Genomic DNA, 15,614 nt, shown 5'->3' on the forward strand with positions numbered 1-15,614 from the left:
ATGCGCATGCGGGCTCCCAATGAACTGTCGAAATAGTTTGGCTAACTGTTGCGAATCACCTCGCATATTTCCTTGGCAATTTCTTCAACAGTATGGGTTGAAGTGCTTCGAGCAACCTTATCAGCTAAGGACGGGCTGTTGTCCATGACCTCTTTTTTGGTAATGTTATGCCAGATAGGTAGCAAAACCTGTTCACCTGAAACGGCACGGGTGACTAGACCGTCTAGCTCATAATTCGTCCAGCCTTTGCTGAAGAACGAACGAGACAGCACGATAACGCCAAACTTGCTATTGGCAAGTCCCCTGTCAATTTTCCGTCTGAGGCTGTCGCCAATCTTCAGTTCAAAGTCGTCATACCAAACCCGGAGCCCCGATGCCCGCAGTGCTACAGCCAAGTCTGTAACTACCTCAGCTTTGTCTTCTGAAGCGTGAGAAATGAATACATCATATTCCCGAATATCTTCCTCAATTGCAGGCGGAGCCCCGAAACCACGGGGTTCAGGCCGGGGCTGCTGAACAAGCGAAGGAACGGAAGCGAGAGGCGCTTCCTGGGCAACGGGAAGTGCTCTCGGCAACTGCCGAATTGATGACTGTGTTGAGCCTTGAAGCCCTGCCATATCAACCGTAATGTGCCAGTGACCGGAACTAGGAACTTGTAACCTGTATGGAGAACGGGTAACAAGGCCACCTTGGTAGCGGTGGCTTCGCCCATTACGGTAACTCTGCAAGTTTGAACTGTCCATGAGACGGACGTTTGCTGCACTTCCTTTGAGAGTTACCTCTATGATATCCCCGGTTGACTTCTGGCCTAGGTCGTAATGAGTGAAGTTCATGGTTGCTAATTTGGTTATACATCCGTACTACCAAACTTAGCAATAAAACTTGAGTAAATCAAACTGAAAAGGGCTCACTTCACCAGCGGTCTGGCGTGGAATATAATCCAGCCCTTATAGGTACCATAACTCCACTTTATGATACTTATCGGTACTTTTTATTAAGTTATCGCGTCATTAACCATTGTGTCCTTAGCGGTAGACTCATGCCCAAAATGGCTTTACGACACGTTGAACGATGAAATGCTTGATTATTACGCGCCGAATAGCTCAAGAAAGGTGCATAAGTCCCAAATTACCCCCCTGGGCCCCCTGTATCCTGATATCTCCCCCTGTCCCCCTAAGCCAGTGTTTGTGATGGGTTCAGGCGTAAAAAATTTCCGGGTTTTTTCATCAGGAAATTGCTAGAATAATATCGCTGCATTTTTGCTGCATATCTTCCCCGAGAGGCATTAGAAGAAAATCATCGCCGCCCAGAACAAGTTTTATGGCACAGGGAGTAGCCTTATGCTTCAGTGTAGCCAAGTATTTCATATCTCTCATCACTTGCTCAACAAGAGCCCGAACCTGCGCTACCTGTGATTGTGGAACCAAAAAGCTATCATGCTTTGAGAAGGCTACAAACCCTGCATTTTTGATTGCTGGGTACACGTTTTCAATCATCACATGGGCTTCCCAACGCTGTAGATAGATGGCGAGGTTGAAATCCGGCAACTGTTTAACTGTTTCGAGCCATGCAGCTACTGCTGGGAAATCCGCTTTGATTTGCTTCCACGCTTTAGAGGTTTTGTTTACACCGCCGAACACCACTCGAAACATTTCAGTCTTAGCTACAGCCCGACTAATCCCTAACATTCTGGCTACTTCGCTATAGATGGTCTCACCCTGGCAATGGCTAATGAAACTCTTGGTTGTTCCAGTGTCCAAGTTCAACGGTGGAAACATGATTCCTTCCCCGAGAACATCCCCATGTAACATCACGTGTGCCAGCGCGGCCATTTGTGAGTTTGCGATATCAATTTCAACCAAGGGTTCTCCATTGCAGGTAACTGTAGACAATAACTGCTTTGGGAACTCTGTAATATTAGTATGAATGCGGCTGTTAGATTCAACCCTTTTAACAAAGAACTGGCGGCCAACAACTGAATGAATCGCTCGATTCCAATAGTTACGGATTCGTTTCCGCTTCCTCTCCAGAAATGCGGTTTCCGTGTCAATTACAAATCCATTGCCCTGCCGGAATAGGTTCTTGCCTCTGTTCTCTTCTTTTACAAGTACCTGGTCGATTAACTGTGGTATTGAATACTTATAACGGTTGGGGGAGAGCCCAAACCGTACATTATCACTGTAACTGTTAAGTGCATATTCGGGGCTCAGGCGAGTTACTTTCCAATCACTGGCCAGTAGGCATTCTAAATGCATCTGGATGTACTCCTGGGCCTCTTTCATATCGACCTGAAGCATGTTCAAGTCTGCACGTGTCCACGATGTCATGGGCTCGGTTAGATTTGTTGCCCGGAATCGTTCTGTATTAACGCTGAACTTAACTTCTGCCTCTGTCTCGCTTATCAAATCCGGGTTAACGCGATAGGCTTTTGCAACACTGGCAGCAGTGGAATACTGCTGGCCTTTGCTATTGGTGTAGGTTTCAACTATACCGGCTGCTTTCAGGGCCGCGAAAGGGACCTGGTAGTTATGGCTGATTTCCCGGAAGTATGCAGCTGAAATAGTCTTGAACTCTTCAAGGGTTAGATGCTCGCGTCTGCTCAGGCGGATTATTGCCGCCACGATTTGGATTGCTGTAGCCTTTGGTGTTCCTTTTAACTGTAATGCATCAATGGCAGCAATGAGGGCGGTAGGTAAGAATTCTGTTTGGGTCTTTTTTATCGACATGCGCAACGTTTGGCATTTTCATTATTTGGTTAGGTCAGAAGGAAAATCATCTGGAGCATGAGTTTATGCAGGAACCAGGGGAGAGCCACGCTCTCACTCCCAAAGTTACGAAGACAGTAATGCCATCGACCAGAACGAATCCTGACCCAGCCAAACATCCCACCTTTATTCCAAACTCGAAAATAAATCTTACCCCGTCAGGTTCGACAAAGCTCAAAGTAGTGTATTGAAGTTTCTGATAATCAGAGTATAATATAGTATTAGCAACAATAAGGTCTTCCTTGTCTGCTGGTTTGTCATTGAGCCCGTGCTCTCACGCTTATTAGCATTAATGAGAGGGTATGCTAAAGACTAGGATACCAGGGTTGGGTTAGGCTCAGCGAGCGAAACCGCATGTAAGCACCCGCGTTAGCCATCGATGCGCAATATGGAGTCATTCGGGTCATCCTAGCTACCCACATCTTATCGGCGAAATAACACGAAAAAGCTCCGCGTGATTAAGGCACATCTGATGCCCGGATTCTGAGCAAGGGTTTGCCTTTCCCTTTGTTGATGTCAGTTGCGGGAAGGATACCAGCGTGAATCATGGCGTACACTTTCGCTTTCGTTACATTCAGCTTTGTTGCCACCTGTGAAGCGGAAAGCATAGCCTCACCTTGCGGACCCGTGGCTTTGCGGGTTTCTTCGCGCTGGTGCTGCGCGTCGGCGCTTTCCCGGTGTTGCCAGTCAGTATCCATTACAAATCCCGCCACGGTCACACTGATGATGCTGAAGGTGTCTGCAAGTTGCTGAAGCTGCTGACGTGCCACGGCGAAGCTGAGCCCCGTATAAAACGAAGCCAACACGGGAGCCAATTCAGCAGGGGATAACTTGCCGACGTGGTGTAAAAGCTCTTTGATGCGCTGATGCTGGATAGGTAACATTGCGAGTATACTATCACGGCAAGGCAAAACTTACCCACGGGCCCAGGCATCATTTTGAGACGCTAGCCGTATCCGTAACCATACCTTTATAAACCGGTTTGATAGTCCACAAAGTGGAGCATACAGGTCCGAAACTGACTGTAAACTGACTGATTGGGGCAAAATATGCTCCCATTGCCTGAAAATAGGGATTATATGATTGAAGTATCAAACATTGAAAAGTCGTTCAATGGCACGCCCGTGCTCAAGGGCGTGTCGTGCGTGTTCGAATCGGGCAAGTGCAACCTGCTGCTCGGCGGGTCGGGCACGGGCAAAAGCGTGCTCCTGCAGTGCATTGTCGGCCTGATGAAGCCCGACATCGGGTCCATCACCTTCGATGGCACGGTGTACACGAATAGCAAGATTGATATCCGCCAGGAAATTCGCCGCAAAATCGGGATGCTGTTCCAGGGCTCGGCGCTATTCGACTCGATGACCGTGGCTGAAAACGTGGAATTCCCGCTCCAGATGCTTACGCCTGAAATGAGCCCTGAGGAGCGCCGCGAGCGGGTCGAGTTCTGCCTGAAGCGCGTGGGCCTCGAAAAAGCCGGCGACAAAATGCCCGCCGAAATTTCGGGCGGTATGAAAAAGCGCGTCGGCATTGCCCGCGCCATCGCGCCCCAGTGTACCTACCTGTTTTGCGACGAGCCCAATTCCGGCCTCGACCCCGCCACCAGCATCAAGATTGACGAGCTGATTCACGAAATCACGCACGAATACAACATCACCACCGTCATCGTGACCCACGACATGAACTCGGTGATTGAAATCGGCGAGCACATCATCTTCCTACACCAAGGCAAAAAGCTCTGGGACGGCACCAAGGACGAAATCCTGAACGCCACCGTGCCCGAGCTGCGCGAATTCATTTTCAGCAGCAGCCTGGTGCGCGCCGCCAAACGCGTCGACGAAGAGACCGAAGGCGGCATGGCTGCTTTCGCCGAAGAAAGTGAGTCCGGCGGCGGTATTTGAAAGTAGCCGGAACGGCCAAATTATAGAACGTCATGCTGAGCGCAGTCGAAGCATCTCTACCGTAGGAGTAATTATTTGCTCTTCGCGGTAGAGATGCTTCGACTGCGCTCAGCATGACGTTCTGGCTTTATGTGAGCGGTGCTTTTAGCTCTTCGCCAGCAACAGCTGCAAATGCCCTAAGTGGTGCCGTCCGTGCCAGGCATACAGCGCCAGCGTCTGCTCTAGTGTGGAAGTCCGCTGGTTGCCGGGATGGTAGAAAGTGCGTTGCCATTGCTCATCCGTGAGATGATGCAGCAACGTGACAAACCGCGAATGCAGCGCTTCCAGCAGCGTGAGCGACACCGTAATGGGCGTGGCGGCCACGTCCGGCAGTTCGGCCCAGGCGCTTTCCTCGTAGGGCTTAATAGTCGGGTTATCCTCGGTGAGGGCCAGCCGGAAGCGCACGTAGGCGTTCATGTGCGAGTCGGCCACATGGTGGATGACTTGGCGGCCGTTCCACCCACCGGGGCGGTAGGGCTGTTCCATGCCTACGCCCCCCACGGCCTTAGCCGCGGCCGTGAGTTGGGCCGGCAAGTCGGCAATCTGTTGGATGAGTGCCGTGCGTTCGGCGGTGGTCAGCGGCTGGCTGGGCAGTTGCGGCCGGCCGATGGGGTATTTCAGGGAGTCGTTGGCTTCGTTCATAGCCGCAAAGAAAACAAACGCGCTGCCTCTATTTGGGGCAGCGCGTTTTGGATAATCATTGCTGAGCGAAATGACTTAGCCGTTTCGCTTATTGAGTTCGTCGCGGATTTTGGCGGCTTTCTCGTAGTCTTCTTTTTCGAGGGCCTGGGCCAGCATCTTGGTCAACTCATCGAGCGAAACCTGGCCGCTGGGGTCGCGCGGCTCGGGCTGGGCCCGGCTGGGCCGGGGAGCGTCCGAATCGTCGTCTTCGTCGTCTTCATCCTCGTCGTCTTCGGCTTCCGATTCGGCCTCGTCGAGGTCAGACAGGATGATGCCGGCTTCGCTGAGCACGCTTTCAACGGTGTAAATCGGCACGCCGAAGCGCAGACCGATGGCAATGGCGTCGGAAGGCCGGGCATCGATTTCGAAGGTCGTGGCGCCATCGGAGCACACAATGCGCGAATAGAACACGCCTTCCTTTAAATCAGAAATCACAACTTCCAGAATCACCACGTGCACATGCTCGGCAAACGACTTGAACAGGTCGTGGGTGAGGGGCCGGTTGGGGCTGATTTTCTCGATTTGGATGGCGATGCTCTGGGCTTCAAACATGCCGATGATGATGGGCAAGCGGCGGTTGCCGCCCTTCTCGCCCAAAATCAGCGCGAAGGAGCCAGACTGCGACTGGCTGGACGACAGGCCCAGGATTTCAAGCTGGATTTTTTTCAAGGGGATGGTACTGTGTGTCTTGGGTGGCTTTGGATAGGAGGGCAGGCAGCCCGGCCGCAGCCGGTGGGTAGGATGTACCTGCAAATAAAGAAAAGTCCGGGCATTGGCCGCCCAAAACTTGCCCTGTAATACGCGAATGCCAAAAAAAGATTGGGGGCCCGAGCCCTGAATTTCTTCCGAAACCAGCGACTCAAGCCCCCAAATCCATCGAATACAATTTAATTCAGCGCCTTAACTGCGGCCGTCAGCTTGGGCAACACGTCAAAAACGTCGCCTACAATGCCGTAATCAGCCGCCTTAAAGAAAGGAGCTTCGGGGTCTTTGTTGATAACCACGATGACCTTGCTGCTGTTCACACCGGCCAGGTGCTGTATGGCACCCGAAATGCCGCAGGCAATGTACAGGTTCGGCGACACGGTGATGCCGGTTTGCCCCACGTGCTCGTGGTGGGGGCGCCAGTCAACGTCCGACACCGGCTTGGAGCAGGCCGTGGCCGCGCCCAGGGCTTTGGCCAAGTCCTCAATAAGGTGCCAGTTTTCCGGGCCTTTCATGCCACGGCCACCCGATACCACACGCTCGGCTTCGGGCAGGAGCACGCCGCCGGCCTGGTCCTGCATCACCACCTGCTTGGGCGCGTCAGCAAAGTCGGCGTCCGAGAGCTGGGCCGAGAAGCTGGTCACTTCGGCCGTTTTGCCGGCGTCGTGCTGCGCCTCGGTCGAGTTTTTCTTCACGGCAATGATTTTGCGGTCGCCGCTCAGCACCACGTCCGAAAACGCCTTGCCCGAGAAAGCCCCACGCTTCACAGTGAACTGGTCGCCGCTGATTTTGGGCAGCTCCACCACGTTGGTGGCCAGGCTCGCCTTGAGGCGCACCGACAGACGCGAGCCCACGGCCGCGCCAATGTTGCTATTGGCCAGCACGATGATTTTAGCCTGCTCCTGCTCGGCCGCCGTGGCAATGAGTTTGGTGTAGGCATTGTTCACGAAATCCTTAAGGCGCGGCTCGGCGTCGTAGAGCACTTTCGTAATACCCTGCTCGCCCAGCTTGGCCAGGTTGGCCTCATTGGCCTCGCCCACGGCAATGGCCGTGGCGGTGGTGCCCATCTGCGCGGCCACCTGCGCCCCGTACGAGGCTACTTCCAGCGACGACTTTTTTACTTCGCCGTCGGCGCATTCAACTACAACTAATACTGACATGATTTTTATGTTTTGTCATCCTGAGCGCAGCGAAGGACCTTATCACCGTTGCGCCGTGAGAATTAGTAATTGCGACGAAAGCAGCCGTGATAAGATGCTTCCTTCGTCAGCATGACAGACGTTATTAAATGACTTTGGCTTCGTTGCGCAGCAGCTTAATCAGCTCACCAGCGTTTTCGGCGTCGATGAGCTTCACGCCCTGCTTTTTAGGCGGCAGCGCAAACTCGGCGACCGTGGTGCGGGCGGGCTCGCCCACGGCGGGCACCACTTTCAGGGGCTTGGTGCGGGCCGTCATGATGCCGCGCATGTTGGGGATGCGGGGCTCGCACATGGGCTGCTGGCACGAGGCCACGAAGGGCGTGTTCACGCTCACAATCTCCTTACCGCCTTCAATTTCGCGCTCCAGGGTGGCGGTGTTGCCGCTCATATCCAGCTTCATGGCCGGGGCCACCGTGGGGATGCCCAGCATCTCGCCCACCATGCCGTGCACCTGGAAGCCATTGTAGTCGATGCTTTCCTTGCCCATCAGAATCACGTCGTAGGCACCTTCTTTGGCGATGGCGGCAATCTGCTCGGCCACGAAATAAGCATCGGAAGGAGCGGCGTTCACGCGGATAGCGTCGTCGGCGCCGATGGCCAGGGCCTTGCGGATGTTAGGCTCGGTGTCGGCTTCGCCCACGTTGAGGACGGTGACGGTGCCGCTGCCGGCCGCTTCCTTCAACTCGATGGCGCGGGTGAGGGCGTATTCGTCCCAAGGGTTAATCACGAACTGCACGCCGGCCTTGTTGAACTCCTTATTATCGGGCGTAAAGGTGATTTTGGTGGTCGTGTCGGGCACGTTGGAAATACAAACCAGAAACTTCATTGAAAGAGGGTTTGGGTGGCGAAATCAGTGAAAAAAGGCTGCATGCATAACAACCTGTAAGAGCTTGCCGGTTTCCGGAAGCCCATCAATTAGAACCAAATGCCGCAGAAAAGCCGCAATTTTGCCCCAAAGGTAAACAAAACTCCCTCCCTGATGAACACTCCGGCCACCCGTTTGCAGCAACTGCTCGCTTTCTACGAAGACGACCCCACTGACGCCTTCACCATCTACGCCCTGGCCACCGAATACCGGGCCCAGGAGCCGGAACGGGCCTGGGAATATTATCAGAAACTGCTAGCCGAACACCCCGATTACGTGGGTACTTACTACCACGCCGGCAAGCTGCTGGAGCAGTTTGGTAAGAAAGCCGAGGCCGAAAAGGTTTACCGTACGGGCCTAGCCGTGGCCCGCAAAGCCGGCCAGCAACACGCTGCCAGCGAACTGCTGCAAGCTCTGAACAGCTGCCTGGGGCTCGATTATGAGGACGATTAATAGGTATCACGGCCAGTAAAATAGGGTTATGGCTCTTGCAAATGGAGCCTGATGCTGGCGCTTCTCGGGTTACACATCATTTTTAACCTGGGCATTATAAGGTTAAACGGGTAGATTCATTTGTTGGGCTGGTAAATCATATAATTCAGCGTCAATATCATTAATCTGCATTTTTTGAGTGGTTATTTTGCTTGAAATAAGATGGGTTAAAATTAATCCCGGTACATTCTCTTTTTCTGTTGAATGCCTAACGTGCTCGACATCGTTAAAGCTGCTTTCTCGCGCGAATTGGTGCGCCACGTGGCGAGCCGGCTCGGGGAGGCAGAGTCGAGCGTAGGCAGAGCGGTCGGGGGCATTGTCCCTATGGTGCTGTGCGGGCTGGTAAACCAATCGGGCAGCGGGGCCAGTCAGGCGGTTTTCAACCTGAGCCGTCAGGCGTGGCTGGGTACGCATTATAATGTGAACACCACCACGGGTGTGCTGGGCGTGCTGGGCAGCGGCTTTGCCAGCGGCAATAGCCTGGTGCAGGGGCACGACGTGCTGGAAAAGCTATTTGGGACCGGCAGCCGCGTCCTGGTTGAGCCCATCAGCGCTTTTGCAGGCATCCGGGCAGAATCGGCCGATACGTTATTGAAGCTGGTTGGGACGGTGCTGCCGGCTTTGATGGGGCAGTATGCCGCCAGCCGGCGGCTGCAGGCAAGCGGACTGGCTTCGGAACTGGCTGCCATCAAGGGACCGGTGCGGGCCATGTTGCCGGCGGGCTTGCAAGGCCTGGTGGGCCTGCTGTGGCTGGGCGGGTTGGCGACGGGCTTAAAACCAACAACTGCGCCCCCGCGCACCCTGACGTCGGTAGTGCGTGAACGGGTGGGGTCGACTGTTGAATGGACCGTACGGCGTTCCAGCATGTTGGTAGTTTTGGTGGGTGGGATGGTGATGCTTTGCTTCGTGCTGGCTGGTACGGCGGCGGGCAATGAAGCGCCCGTGCGGCCGGCCGCCGTGCAACTGCCGGCCACGGCCGTCAGCCTGGAGATGGAGGCCGACGCGGGGCCTCGTCCGCTTGCAACGAAGGAACTGGGCTTGTTCTGAGGAAAGCGTTGGCCCCGGTATTTGGGTTGTTCAGCGAGTATTTATCCTCGTTCGTGGCCCTGAAAAATCATTCATTTTATCCTCATGCGGCTCCCTTCATCTTTGTGAGGAAATCAACGCTGAGTATGTTCCGTCTACGTTTTATAGCCCTTCTGGGGGCCGGGTTGCTGACCGCTGGCTCGGCCGCGGCCCAAACCCCATCGGCCGCCCCGGCCGATACCATTCGCCTGACGCTACCGCAGGCCGAGCAGCAATTCTTCCAGAACAATTTGGCCGTGCTGGCCCAGCAATATAACGTGACCGTGGCCCAGGCGCAAGCCGTGCAGGCCCGCCTGATTGACAACCCCACCCTTTACGTGGAGCAGGATGTGCTGCGCCGTCGCATTGCGCGGCCCACGGTGCCGGAGGGCACGGCGGGCAGCGAGGCCGTGGTGACCGTGCAGCAACTGTTTTCGCTGGCCGGGCGCCGCAAGGCCGCCGGCCTGGCCGCCCAGCAAGGCGCTGTGGTGGAGCAGTACAACCTGCAGGACCTGCTGCGCAACCTGCGCTACCAGCTGCGCACCACGTTCTACGACGTGTTCTTCAAGCAGCAGACCCTGAAGGCGTACGCCACCGAAATCAACTCCCTCACGCGCACCGTGGGCTTGTACCAAACGCAGTACGAGAAGGGCAACATTGCGCTGAAAGAGGTGATTCGGCTGCGGGCGTTCTTGTTCACGCTGCAAAGCGAGCGGCAGACCTTGCTCAATGACGTGGCCTCGGACCAGACCGACCTGCACGTGCTGCTGCGCGATGCAACCGCCAGCCAGTTTGCGCCGCAGGTGGACGTGACCAAAACCCGCGACCTCACCCTGACCGGCTACCCCGAGCAGGCCCTGATTGACACGGCTCTGGTTCGCCGCACCGACTTAAACGCCCGCCGCGCCACCCTGCAGCAGCAAAACCTGAACCTGAAGCTGCAGCAGAAGCTGGCCGTGCCCGACCTGGCCGTGGGCTATACTTATGACAAGGCCGGCTCTTACATCAATAACTACAACGCCCTGACGCTGGGCATGGCCGTGCCACTATTCAACCGCAACCAGGGCAACATCCAGGTGGCCAAGGCCCAGATTGCCGGCAGCCAGCTGCTGGTGGACCAGCAGCAGCTGGTGGTGCAAAGCGAGGTACACCAAGCCTACCAGCTAGCGGCCCGCAACGACGAGCTGTTTCAGAACACTGACCGCGACACGGCGCCCTTTGCGCGGCTGATGGTGGGCATTGAGCAGAGCTACGCCAAGCGCATTCTAAGCGTGGTGGAATACCTGGACTTTTTCGAGTCTTACAAAAACAACCTGGTGCAGCTCAATACGCTGCGTGCCAACCGGGTGCGGGCTTTCGAGCAGTTGAATTTTGCCGTGGGCAAGCCGGTCTTCCGCGCCGACCAATAAGCCGAACGTCATGCAAAGCGCAGCGAAGCATCTCGCGTGCCGCCACTAACCTGACGATTGAATTAATACCACAGGCGAGATGCTTCGCTGCGCTCTGCATGACCCGCCTTTTAGCATTAAAAACCCAATGAATCGTCCTTTCCTGGCCTTGCTGGCCGCTGTGGCCCTCGCCGGCTGCTCCAAACCCGAAGTAAAAGAAGAAAAGAAGGAAGGCTTCCGACTCTCCGACACCATGATGTCGCAGATTGTGCTGGACACGGTGCGACTGCGCCCGGTGCAGGACGAACTGGTGCTGACCGGTGAAATCCAGTCGGACGGCGACAATACCGTGAAAGTGTACCCGTTGGTGGGCGGCGTGGTAGAGCAGCTGAAAGTGCAGCTCGGCGACAAAGTGACCAAAGGGCAGGTGCTGGCCGTCATCAAGTCGAGCGAGATTGCCGACGTGCAGAACCAGACCACGGCCGCCACGTCGGACTACGACATTGCCCGGAAAAACCTGGCCGTGGCCGAAGACATGTACAAAGCCGGCCTGAACTCGGAGCGCGACGTGGTGCTGGCCCGCGCGGAGGTGACCAAGGCCCGCGGCACGGTGGGCAAGAACATCAAGCAGCTGAGCGTGTACGGCGTGGGCAAGGACGGCGTGTACGAGCTACGGGCGCCCATTTCGGGCTTCATCACCGAGAAAAACGCCACCGAGCACGAGCAGTTCAACAACGACAACGTGCAGAACCTGTTCACGGTGAGCAACCTGGACGACGTCTGGATTATGGCCAACGTGTTCGAGTCGGACATCTCGAAGGTGAAAGTGGGCTACTCGGCCGACGTGACCACGCTCAGCTACCCGGACAAGCATTTTCGGGGCAAGATTGATAAAGTGTTCAACGTGCTCGACCCCGACAGCAAGGTGATGAAAGTGCGCGTGCGCCTCGAAAACCCCGGCTATCTGCTAAAGCCGGAGATGTACGCCCAGGTGCGCGTGGAAAATACCGAAGGCGCCAAGGCCCTGGCCGTGCCCGCCAAATCGGTGGTGTTTGACAAGGACCGCAACTTTGTGATGGTGTACAAGGACCGCACCCACGTGGAAACCCGCCCCGTGACCCTCACCAAAACCGTGGGCGACTACAGCTACGTGAGCACCGGTCTCAAGCCCGGCGATGTGGTCATCGCCAAAGACCAACTGCTCGTGTACGACGAGCTGAACGACTAACCATTTCTTCCCCCGGCAGTGACACTGGATACGAGCTTTGCGGCCGTATTCGGGGTCACTGTTGCCGTTAAAGTCGGCCCCGTCTTCATCATATCCTCATTGCTAGAGACTGAAAATGAATAAGTTCATTCAAGGCATCATTGCTTTCTCGCTTAAGAACAAAGGCTTTATCTTCCTCATGACCTTGGTGGTGGTGGTGATGGGTGTGGTGAGCTACCGGAACACGCCCATCGAGGCGTTCCCGGACGTCACCAACACCGAAATCACCATCATCACCCAGTGGCCCGGCCGCTCGGCCGAGGAGATGGAGAAGTTTGTAACCGTGCCCATCGAAATCGCCCTGAACCCGGTGCAGAAAAAGGCCTCGGTGCGCAGCACCACGCTGTTTGGCCTGTCGGTGGTGAAGGTGATTTTTGACGACGGCGTGGACGACGCCTTCGCCCGCCCGCAGGTAAACAACCTGTTGCGCGAGGTGGACCTGCCCGACGGCATCACGCCCGACGTGCAGCCGCCCTATGGCCCCACCGGCGAAATCTACCGCTACACGCTGGAAAGCAAAACCAAAACCGTGCGCGAGCTCAAAACCCTGCAAGACTGGGTGATTGAGCGCAACCTGAAGGCCGTGCCCGGCGTGGCCGACGTGAACAGCTTTGGCGGCGAGGTGAAGGACTACGAAATTTCGGTGAACCCCGGCAAGCTGCAGGATTTCGGCCTCACGCCCCTCGACCTGTATAACGCCGTGCAGCGCTCCAACATCAACGTGGGCGGTGACGTGATAAACGAGGGCCAGCAGAACTACGTGGTGCGCGGCATCGGCCTGCTGAACAACATCGGCGACATCAACAACACGGTCATCAAGAACGTGAACAACGTGCCCATTCTGGTGCGTGACGTGGCCAAGGTGACCGAAAGCGCCCTGCCACGCCTGGGCCAGGTGGGCCGCGGCCTGGAGGACGACAAGCTAGAAGGCATTGTGGTGATGCGGAAGGGCGAAAACCCGTCGGAAGTCATTGCTCGCCTGCACGATAAGGTAGAGGAGCTGAACTCGAAAATTCTGCCGCCCGACGTGAAGATGAAAACCTTCTACGACCGGCAGCAGCTCATCGATTTCTCGACGGAAACGGTGATTCATAACCTCATGGAAGGCATTGTGCTGGTCACGCTCATCGTGTTCCTGTTCATGGCCGACTGGCGGACGACGGTGATTGTGTCGGTGATTATTCCACTGGCGCTGCTGTTTGCCTTCATCTGCCTGCGCCTGCGGGGCATGAGCGCCAACCTGCTCAGCATGGGCGCCATCGACTTCGGCATCATCATCGACGGCGCTGTGGTGATGGTGGAAGGGCTCTTCGTGGCCCTCGACCACCGGGCGCACGAGATGGGTATGGAGCGGTTCAACAAACTCTCCAAGCTCGGGCTCATCAAGAAGTCGGGCCGCGACATGGGCAAGTCTATTTTCTTCGCCAAAGCCATTATTATCACCGCTTTGCTGCCGATTTTCTCCTTTGAGAAAGTGGAGGGCAAGGTGTTCTCACCGCTGGCCTGGACGCTGGGCTTCGCCCTGCTGGGCGCGCTGATTTTCACGCTCACGCTGGTACCGGTGCTGGTGAGCATCCTGCTGAAAAAGAACGTGAAGGAAAAAGACAACTTCTTCGTGCGCGGCGTGAACCGCGGGGCTGAGCGGTTTTTCGCCTTCACGTATGCCCGCAAAACGGCCAGTCTGGTTATTGCCTTTGCCGTGACTGCGGTGGGACTGTATTCATTCTCGTTTCTGGGTTCGGAGTTTTTGCCGGAGCTGAACGAGGGCTCGATTTATGTACGGGCGCAGCTGCCGCTAAGCATCAGTCTGCAGTCGAGCAACGAGCTGTGCAACCAGATGCGGCGCGACTTTCTGAGCTTCCCCGAAGTGAGCGACGTGGTGAGCCAGACCGGCCGGCCGAACGACGGCACCGACCCGACGGGCTTCTACAATAACGAGTTTCTGGTGCAGCTCAAGCACACGCCGGAAGTGGAGAAGAAGATGAAATCCAAGGCCTACCGCGAGGATTTGGTGGAGCGCATGAAGGCCAAGCTCGACAAGTTTACGGGCGTCGACTTTAACTTCTCGCAGCCCATCACCGACAACGTGGAGGAAGCCGCCTCGGGCGTGAAAGGCTCGATTGCTGTGAAGATTTACGGTACCGACCTGGCCACACTCGAAGCCAAGGCCCGCGAGGTGTACGAGGTGCTGAAAACGGTGAAGGGTATCGATGACCTGGGCGTGCTCCGCAACATCGGCCAGCCGGAGTTTCACGTCGACCTCGACGAAAGCCGCATGGCCAGCTACGGCGTGAGCAAGTCGGACGCGGCCGCAGTGCTGGAAATGGCCGTGGGCGGTAAGGAAGCAACCCAACTGTATGAAGGCGAGCGCAAATTCCCCATCCGCGTGCGCTACGAGCCGCAATTCCGCCAGACGCCCACCGAGATTTCGGGCCTGATGGTGCCCACGCAGTCGGGCAAAACCATTCCGCTGACGGAAATTGCCAACATCGGTTCCGTGACGGGCCCCAGCCTGATTTACCGCGACGACAACCGCCGCTTTGCCGCCGTGAAATTCAGCATCCGGGGCCGCGATATGGGCTCCACCATCAAAGAAGCCCAGGAAAAAGTGAACCGCCACGTGGCCCTGCCCAAAGGCTACGAGCAGAAATGGACCGGCGATTTTGAGAATCAGCGCCGCGCCCAGCAGCGTCTCACGCAGGTGGTGCCGGTGTCGTTGGCCCTCATTTTCTTCATCCTGTTTATCCTGTTTGGCAACCTGAAAGACGCCGGGTTGGTGCTGCTCAACGTGCCGTTTGCCATCATCGGCGGCATCGCGGCGCTGCTCATCACGCACACCAACTTCTCGATTTCGGCCGGTATCGGCTTCATCGCGCTATTCGGCATCTGTATTCAGAACGGCGTGATTCTCATCTCCGTCTTCAAGCAGAACTTGGTCAAAAAGCACACGCTCGACCATAGCATCAACGAAGGCGTGATTTCGCGGGTGCGCCCCGTGGTGATGACGGCCCTAATGGCCACCATCGGCCTGATGCCGGCCGCCATCAGCACCGGCATTGGCTCGGAGACGAGCAAGCCGCTGGCTATTGTGGTGATTGGCGGGCTGATAACGGGTACCGTCCTCACGCTCTTTATTTTCCCGTTGGTATTTGAGCGCTTCTACCGCTCCGAGCACACGCATTACGGCGATGATTTGGCGGCCGAGCGCACCGGCAGCCAGCAGACGGTGGGCGCACATTAATGTAGCGTGGAC

General features: G+C 56.1%; 13 protein-coding genes. 6 read left to right on the forward strand and 7 right to left on the reverse strand.

Annotation, left to right across the window (positions count from 1 at the left end):
• Positions 1–41 precede the first annotated feature (41 nt).
• The 3 genes from Q4S41_RS17625 to Q4S41_RS17635 all read right to left on the reverse strand — a co-directional run bounded on the left by Q4S41_RS17625 (position 42) and on the right by Q4S41_RS17635 (position 3,649).
• Positions 42–833: a DUF1883 domain-containing protein gene (locus Q4S41_RS17625; protein WP_305032455.1), complete on the reverse strand. Its 792-nt coding sequence runs from the start codon at positions 831–833 to the stop codon at positions 42–44.
• Positions 834–1,226: 393 nt separating this feature from the next.
• Positions 1,227–2,726, reverse strand: coding sequence for a hypothetical protein (locus Q4S41_RS17630; protein WP_305032456.1), 1,500 nt, complete (start codon positions 2,724–2,726; stop codon positions 1,227–1,229).
• A gap of 497 nt (positions 2,727–3,223) precedes the next feature.
• Complete coding sequence (locus Q4S41_RS17635; protein WP_305032457.1) at positions 3,224–3,649, reverse strand: helix-turn-helix domain-containing protein; 426 nt, start codon at positions 3,647–3,649, stop codon at positions 3,224–3,226.
• A 195-nt stretch (positions 3,650–3,844) separates the two neighbouring features.
• On the opposite strand from Q4S41_RS17635, the gene Q4S41_RS17640 reads away from it, so the two are divergent.
• The gene (locus Q4S41_RS17640; RefSeq protein ID WP_305032458.1) at positions 3,845–4,660 is read left to right on the forward strand and encodes an ABC transporter ATP-binding protein; all 816 of its coding nucleotides are present in this window, start codon (positions 3,845–3,847) and stop codon (positions 4,658–4,660) included.
• A 144-nt stretch (positions 4,661–4,804) separates the two neighbouring features.
• Here the strand turns inward: Q4S41_RS17640 and Q4S41_RS17645 are convergent, their stop codons facing one another.
• The 4 genes from Q4S41_RS17645 to Q4S41_RS17660 all read right to left on the reverse strand — a co-directional run bounded on the left by Q4S41_RS17645 (position 4,805) and on the right by Q4S41_RS17660 (position 8,110).
• Complete coding sequence (locus Q4S41_RS17645; RefSeq protein WP_305032459.1) at positions 4,805–5,341, reverse strand: YfiT family bacillithiol transferase; 537 nt, start codon at positions 5,339–5,341, stop codon at positions 4,805–4,807.
• Positions 5,342–5,416: 75 nt separating this feature from the next.
• Positions 5,417–6,049 (reverse strand): bifunctional nuclease family protein, encoded by a 633-nt coding sequence (locus Q4S41_RS17650; RefSeq protein ID WP_305032460.1) that lies wholly within the window; start codon positions 6,047–6,049, stop codon positions 5,417–5,419.
• Positions 6,050–6,267: 218 nt separating this feature from the next.
• Positions 6,268–7,245, reverse strand: coding sequence for an electron transfer flavoprotein subunit alpha/FixB family protein (locus Q4S41_RS17655; protein ID WP_305032461.1), 978 nt, complete (start codon positions 7,243–7,245; stop codon positions 6,268–6,270).
• A 124-nt stretch (positions 7,246–7,369) separates the two neighbouring features.
• On the reverse strand, positions 7,370–8,110 hold the full coding sequence (locus tag Q4S41_RS17660) for an electron transfer flavoprotein subunit beta/FixA family protein (RefSeq protein ID WP_305032462.1): 741 nt from the start codon (positions 8,108–8,110) through the stop codon (positions 7,370–7,372).
• A gap of 153 nt (positions 8,111–8,263) precedes the next feature.
• Here Q4S41_RS17660 and Q4S41_RS17665 point away from each other — a divergent pair, with 153 nt between their 5' ends.
• From Q4S41_RS17665 to Q4S41_RS17685, 5 genes are all read left to right on the forward strand, one after another.
• Positions 8,264–8,602: a tetratricopeptide repeat protein gene (locus tag Q4S41_RS17665; protein WP_305032463.1), complete on the forward strand. Its 339-nt coding sequence runs from the start codon at positions 8,264–8,266 to the stop codon at positions 8,600–8,602.
• A gap of 243 nt (positions 8,603–8,845) precedes the next feature.
• On the forward strand, positions 8,846–9,688 hold the full coding sequence (locus Q4S41_RS17670) for a DUF937 domain-containing protein (protein ID WP_305032464.1): 843 nt from the start codon (positions 8,846–8,848) through the stop codon (positions 9,686–9,688).
• Positions 9,689–9,813: 125 nt separating this feature from the next.
• The gene (locus tag Q4S41_RS17675) at positions 9,814–11,115 is read left to right on the forward strand and encodes a TolC family protein (protein WP_305032465.1); all 1,302 of its coding nucleotides are present in this window, start codon (positions 9,814–9,816) and stop codon (positions 11,113–11,115) included.
• A 127-nt stretch (positions 11,116–11,242) separates the two neighbouring features.
• A complete protein-coding gene (locus tag Q4S41_RS17680) occupies positions 11,243–12,322 on the forward strand; it encodes an efflux RND transporter periplasmic adaptor subunit (RefSeq protein WP_305032466.1) in 1,080 nt (359 codons plus the stop codon).
• A gap of 115 nt (positions 12,323–12,437) precedes the next feature.
• Positions 12,438–15,602 carry an efflux RND transporter permease subunit gene (locus Q4S41_RS17685; RefSeq protein ID WP_305032467.1) on the forward strand — a complete coding sequence of 1,055 codons (3,165 nt, stop codon included), beginning with the start codon at positions 12,438–12,440 and terminating at the stop codon, positions 15,600–15,602.
• Positions 15,603–15,614 lie beyond the last annotated feature (12 nt).

It is taken from the genome of Hymenobacter convexus (assembly GCF_030580955.1).
Taxonomy (GTDB): Bacteria; Bacteroidota; Bacteroidia; order Cytophagales; family Hymenobacteraceae; genus Hymenobacter.

Coding starts and splice junctions, on each gene's coding strand:
- Q4S41_RS17625 (WP_305032455.1), bottom strand. CDS start 833: ATGAACTTCACTCATTACGACCTAGGCCAGAAGTCAACCGGGGATATC.
- Q4S41_RS17630 (WP_305032456.1), bottom strand. CDS start 2,726: ATGTCGATAAAAAAGACCCAAACAGAATTCTTACCTACCGCCCTCATT.
- Q4S41_RS17635 (WP_305032457.1), bottom strand. CDS start 3,649: ATGTTACCTATCCAGCATCAGCGCATCAAAGAGCTTTTACACCACGTC.
- Q4S41_RS17640 (WP_305032458.1), top strand. CDS start 3,845: ATGATTGAAGTATCAAACATTGAAAAGTCGTTCAATGGCACGCCCGTG.
- Q4S41_RS17645 (WP_305032459.1), bottom strand. CDS start 5,341: ATGAACGAAGCCAACGACTCCCTGAAATACCCCATCGGCCGGCCGCAA.
- Q4S41_RS17655 (WP_305032461.1), bottom strand. CDS start 7,245: ATGTCAGTATTAGTTGTAGTTGAATGCGCCGACGGCGAAGTAAAAAAG.
- Q4S41_RS17660 (WP_305032462.1), bottom strand. CDS start 8,110: ATGAAGTTTCTGGTTTGTATTTCCAACGTGCCCGACACGACCACCAAA.
- Q4S41_RS17665 (WP_305032463.1), top strand. CDS start 8,264: ATGAACACTCCGGCCACCCGTTTGCAGCAACTGCTCGCTTTCTACGAA.
- Q4S41_RS17670 (WP_305032464.1), top strand. CDS start 8,846: ATGCCTAACGTGCTCGACATCGTTAAAGCTGCTTTCTCGCGCGAATTG.
- Q4S41_RS17675 (WP_305032465.1), top strand. CDS start 9,814: ATGTTCCGTCTACGTTTTATAGCCCTTCTGGGGGCCGGGTTGCTGACC.
- Q4S41_RS17680 (WP_305032466.1), top strand. CDS start 11,243: ATGAATCGTCCTTTCCTGGCCTTGCTGGCCGCTGTGGCCCTCGCCGGC.
- Q4S41_RS17685 (WP_305032467.1), top strand. CDS start 12,438: ATGAATAAGTTCATTCAAGGCATCATTGCTTTCTCGCTTAAGAACAAA.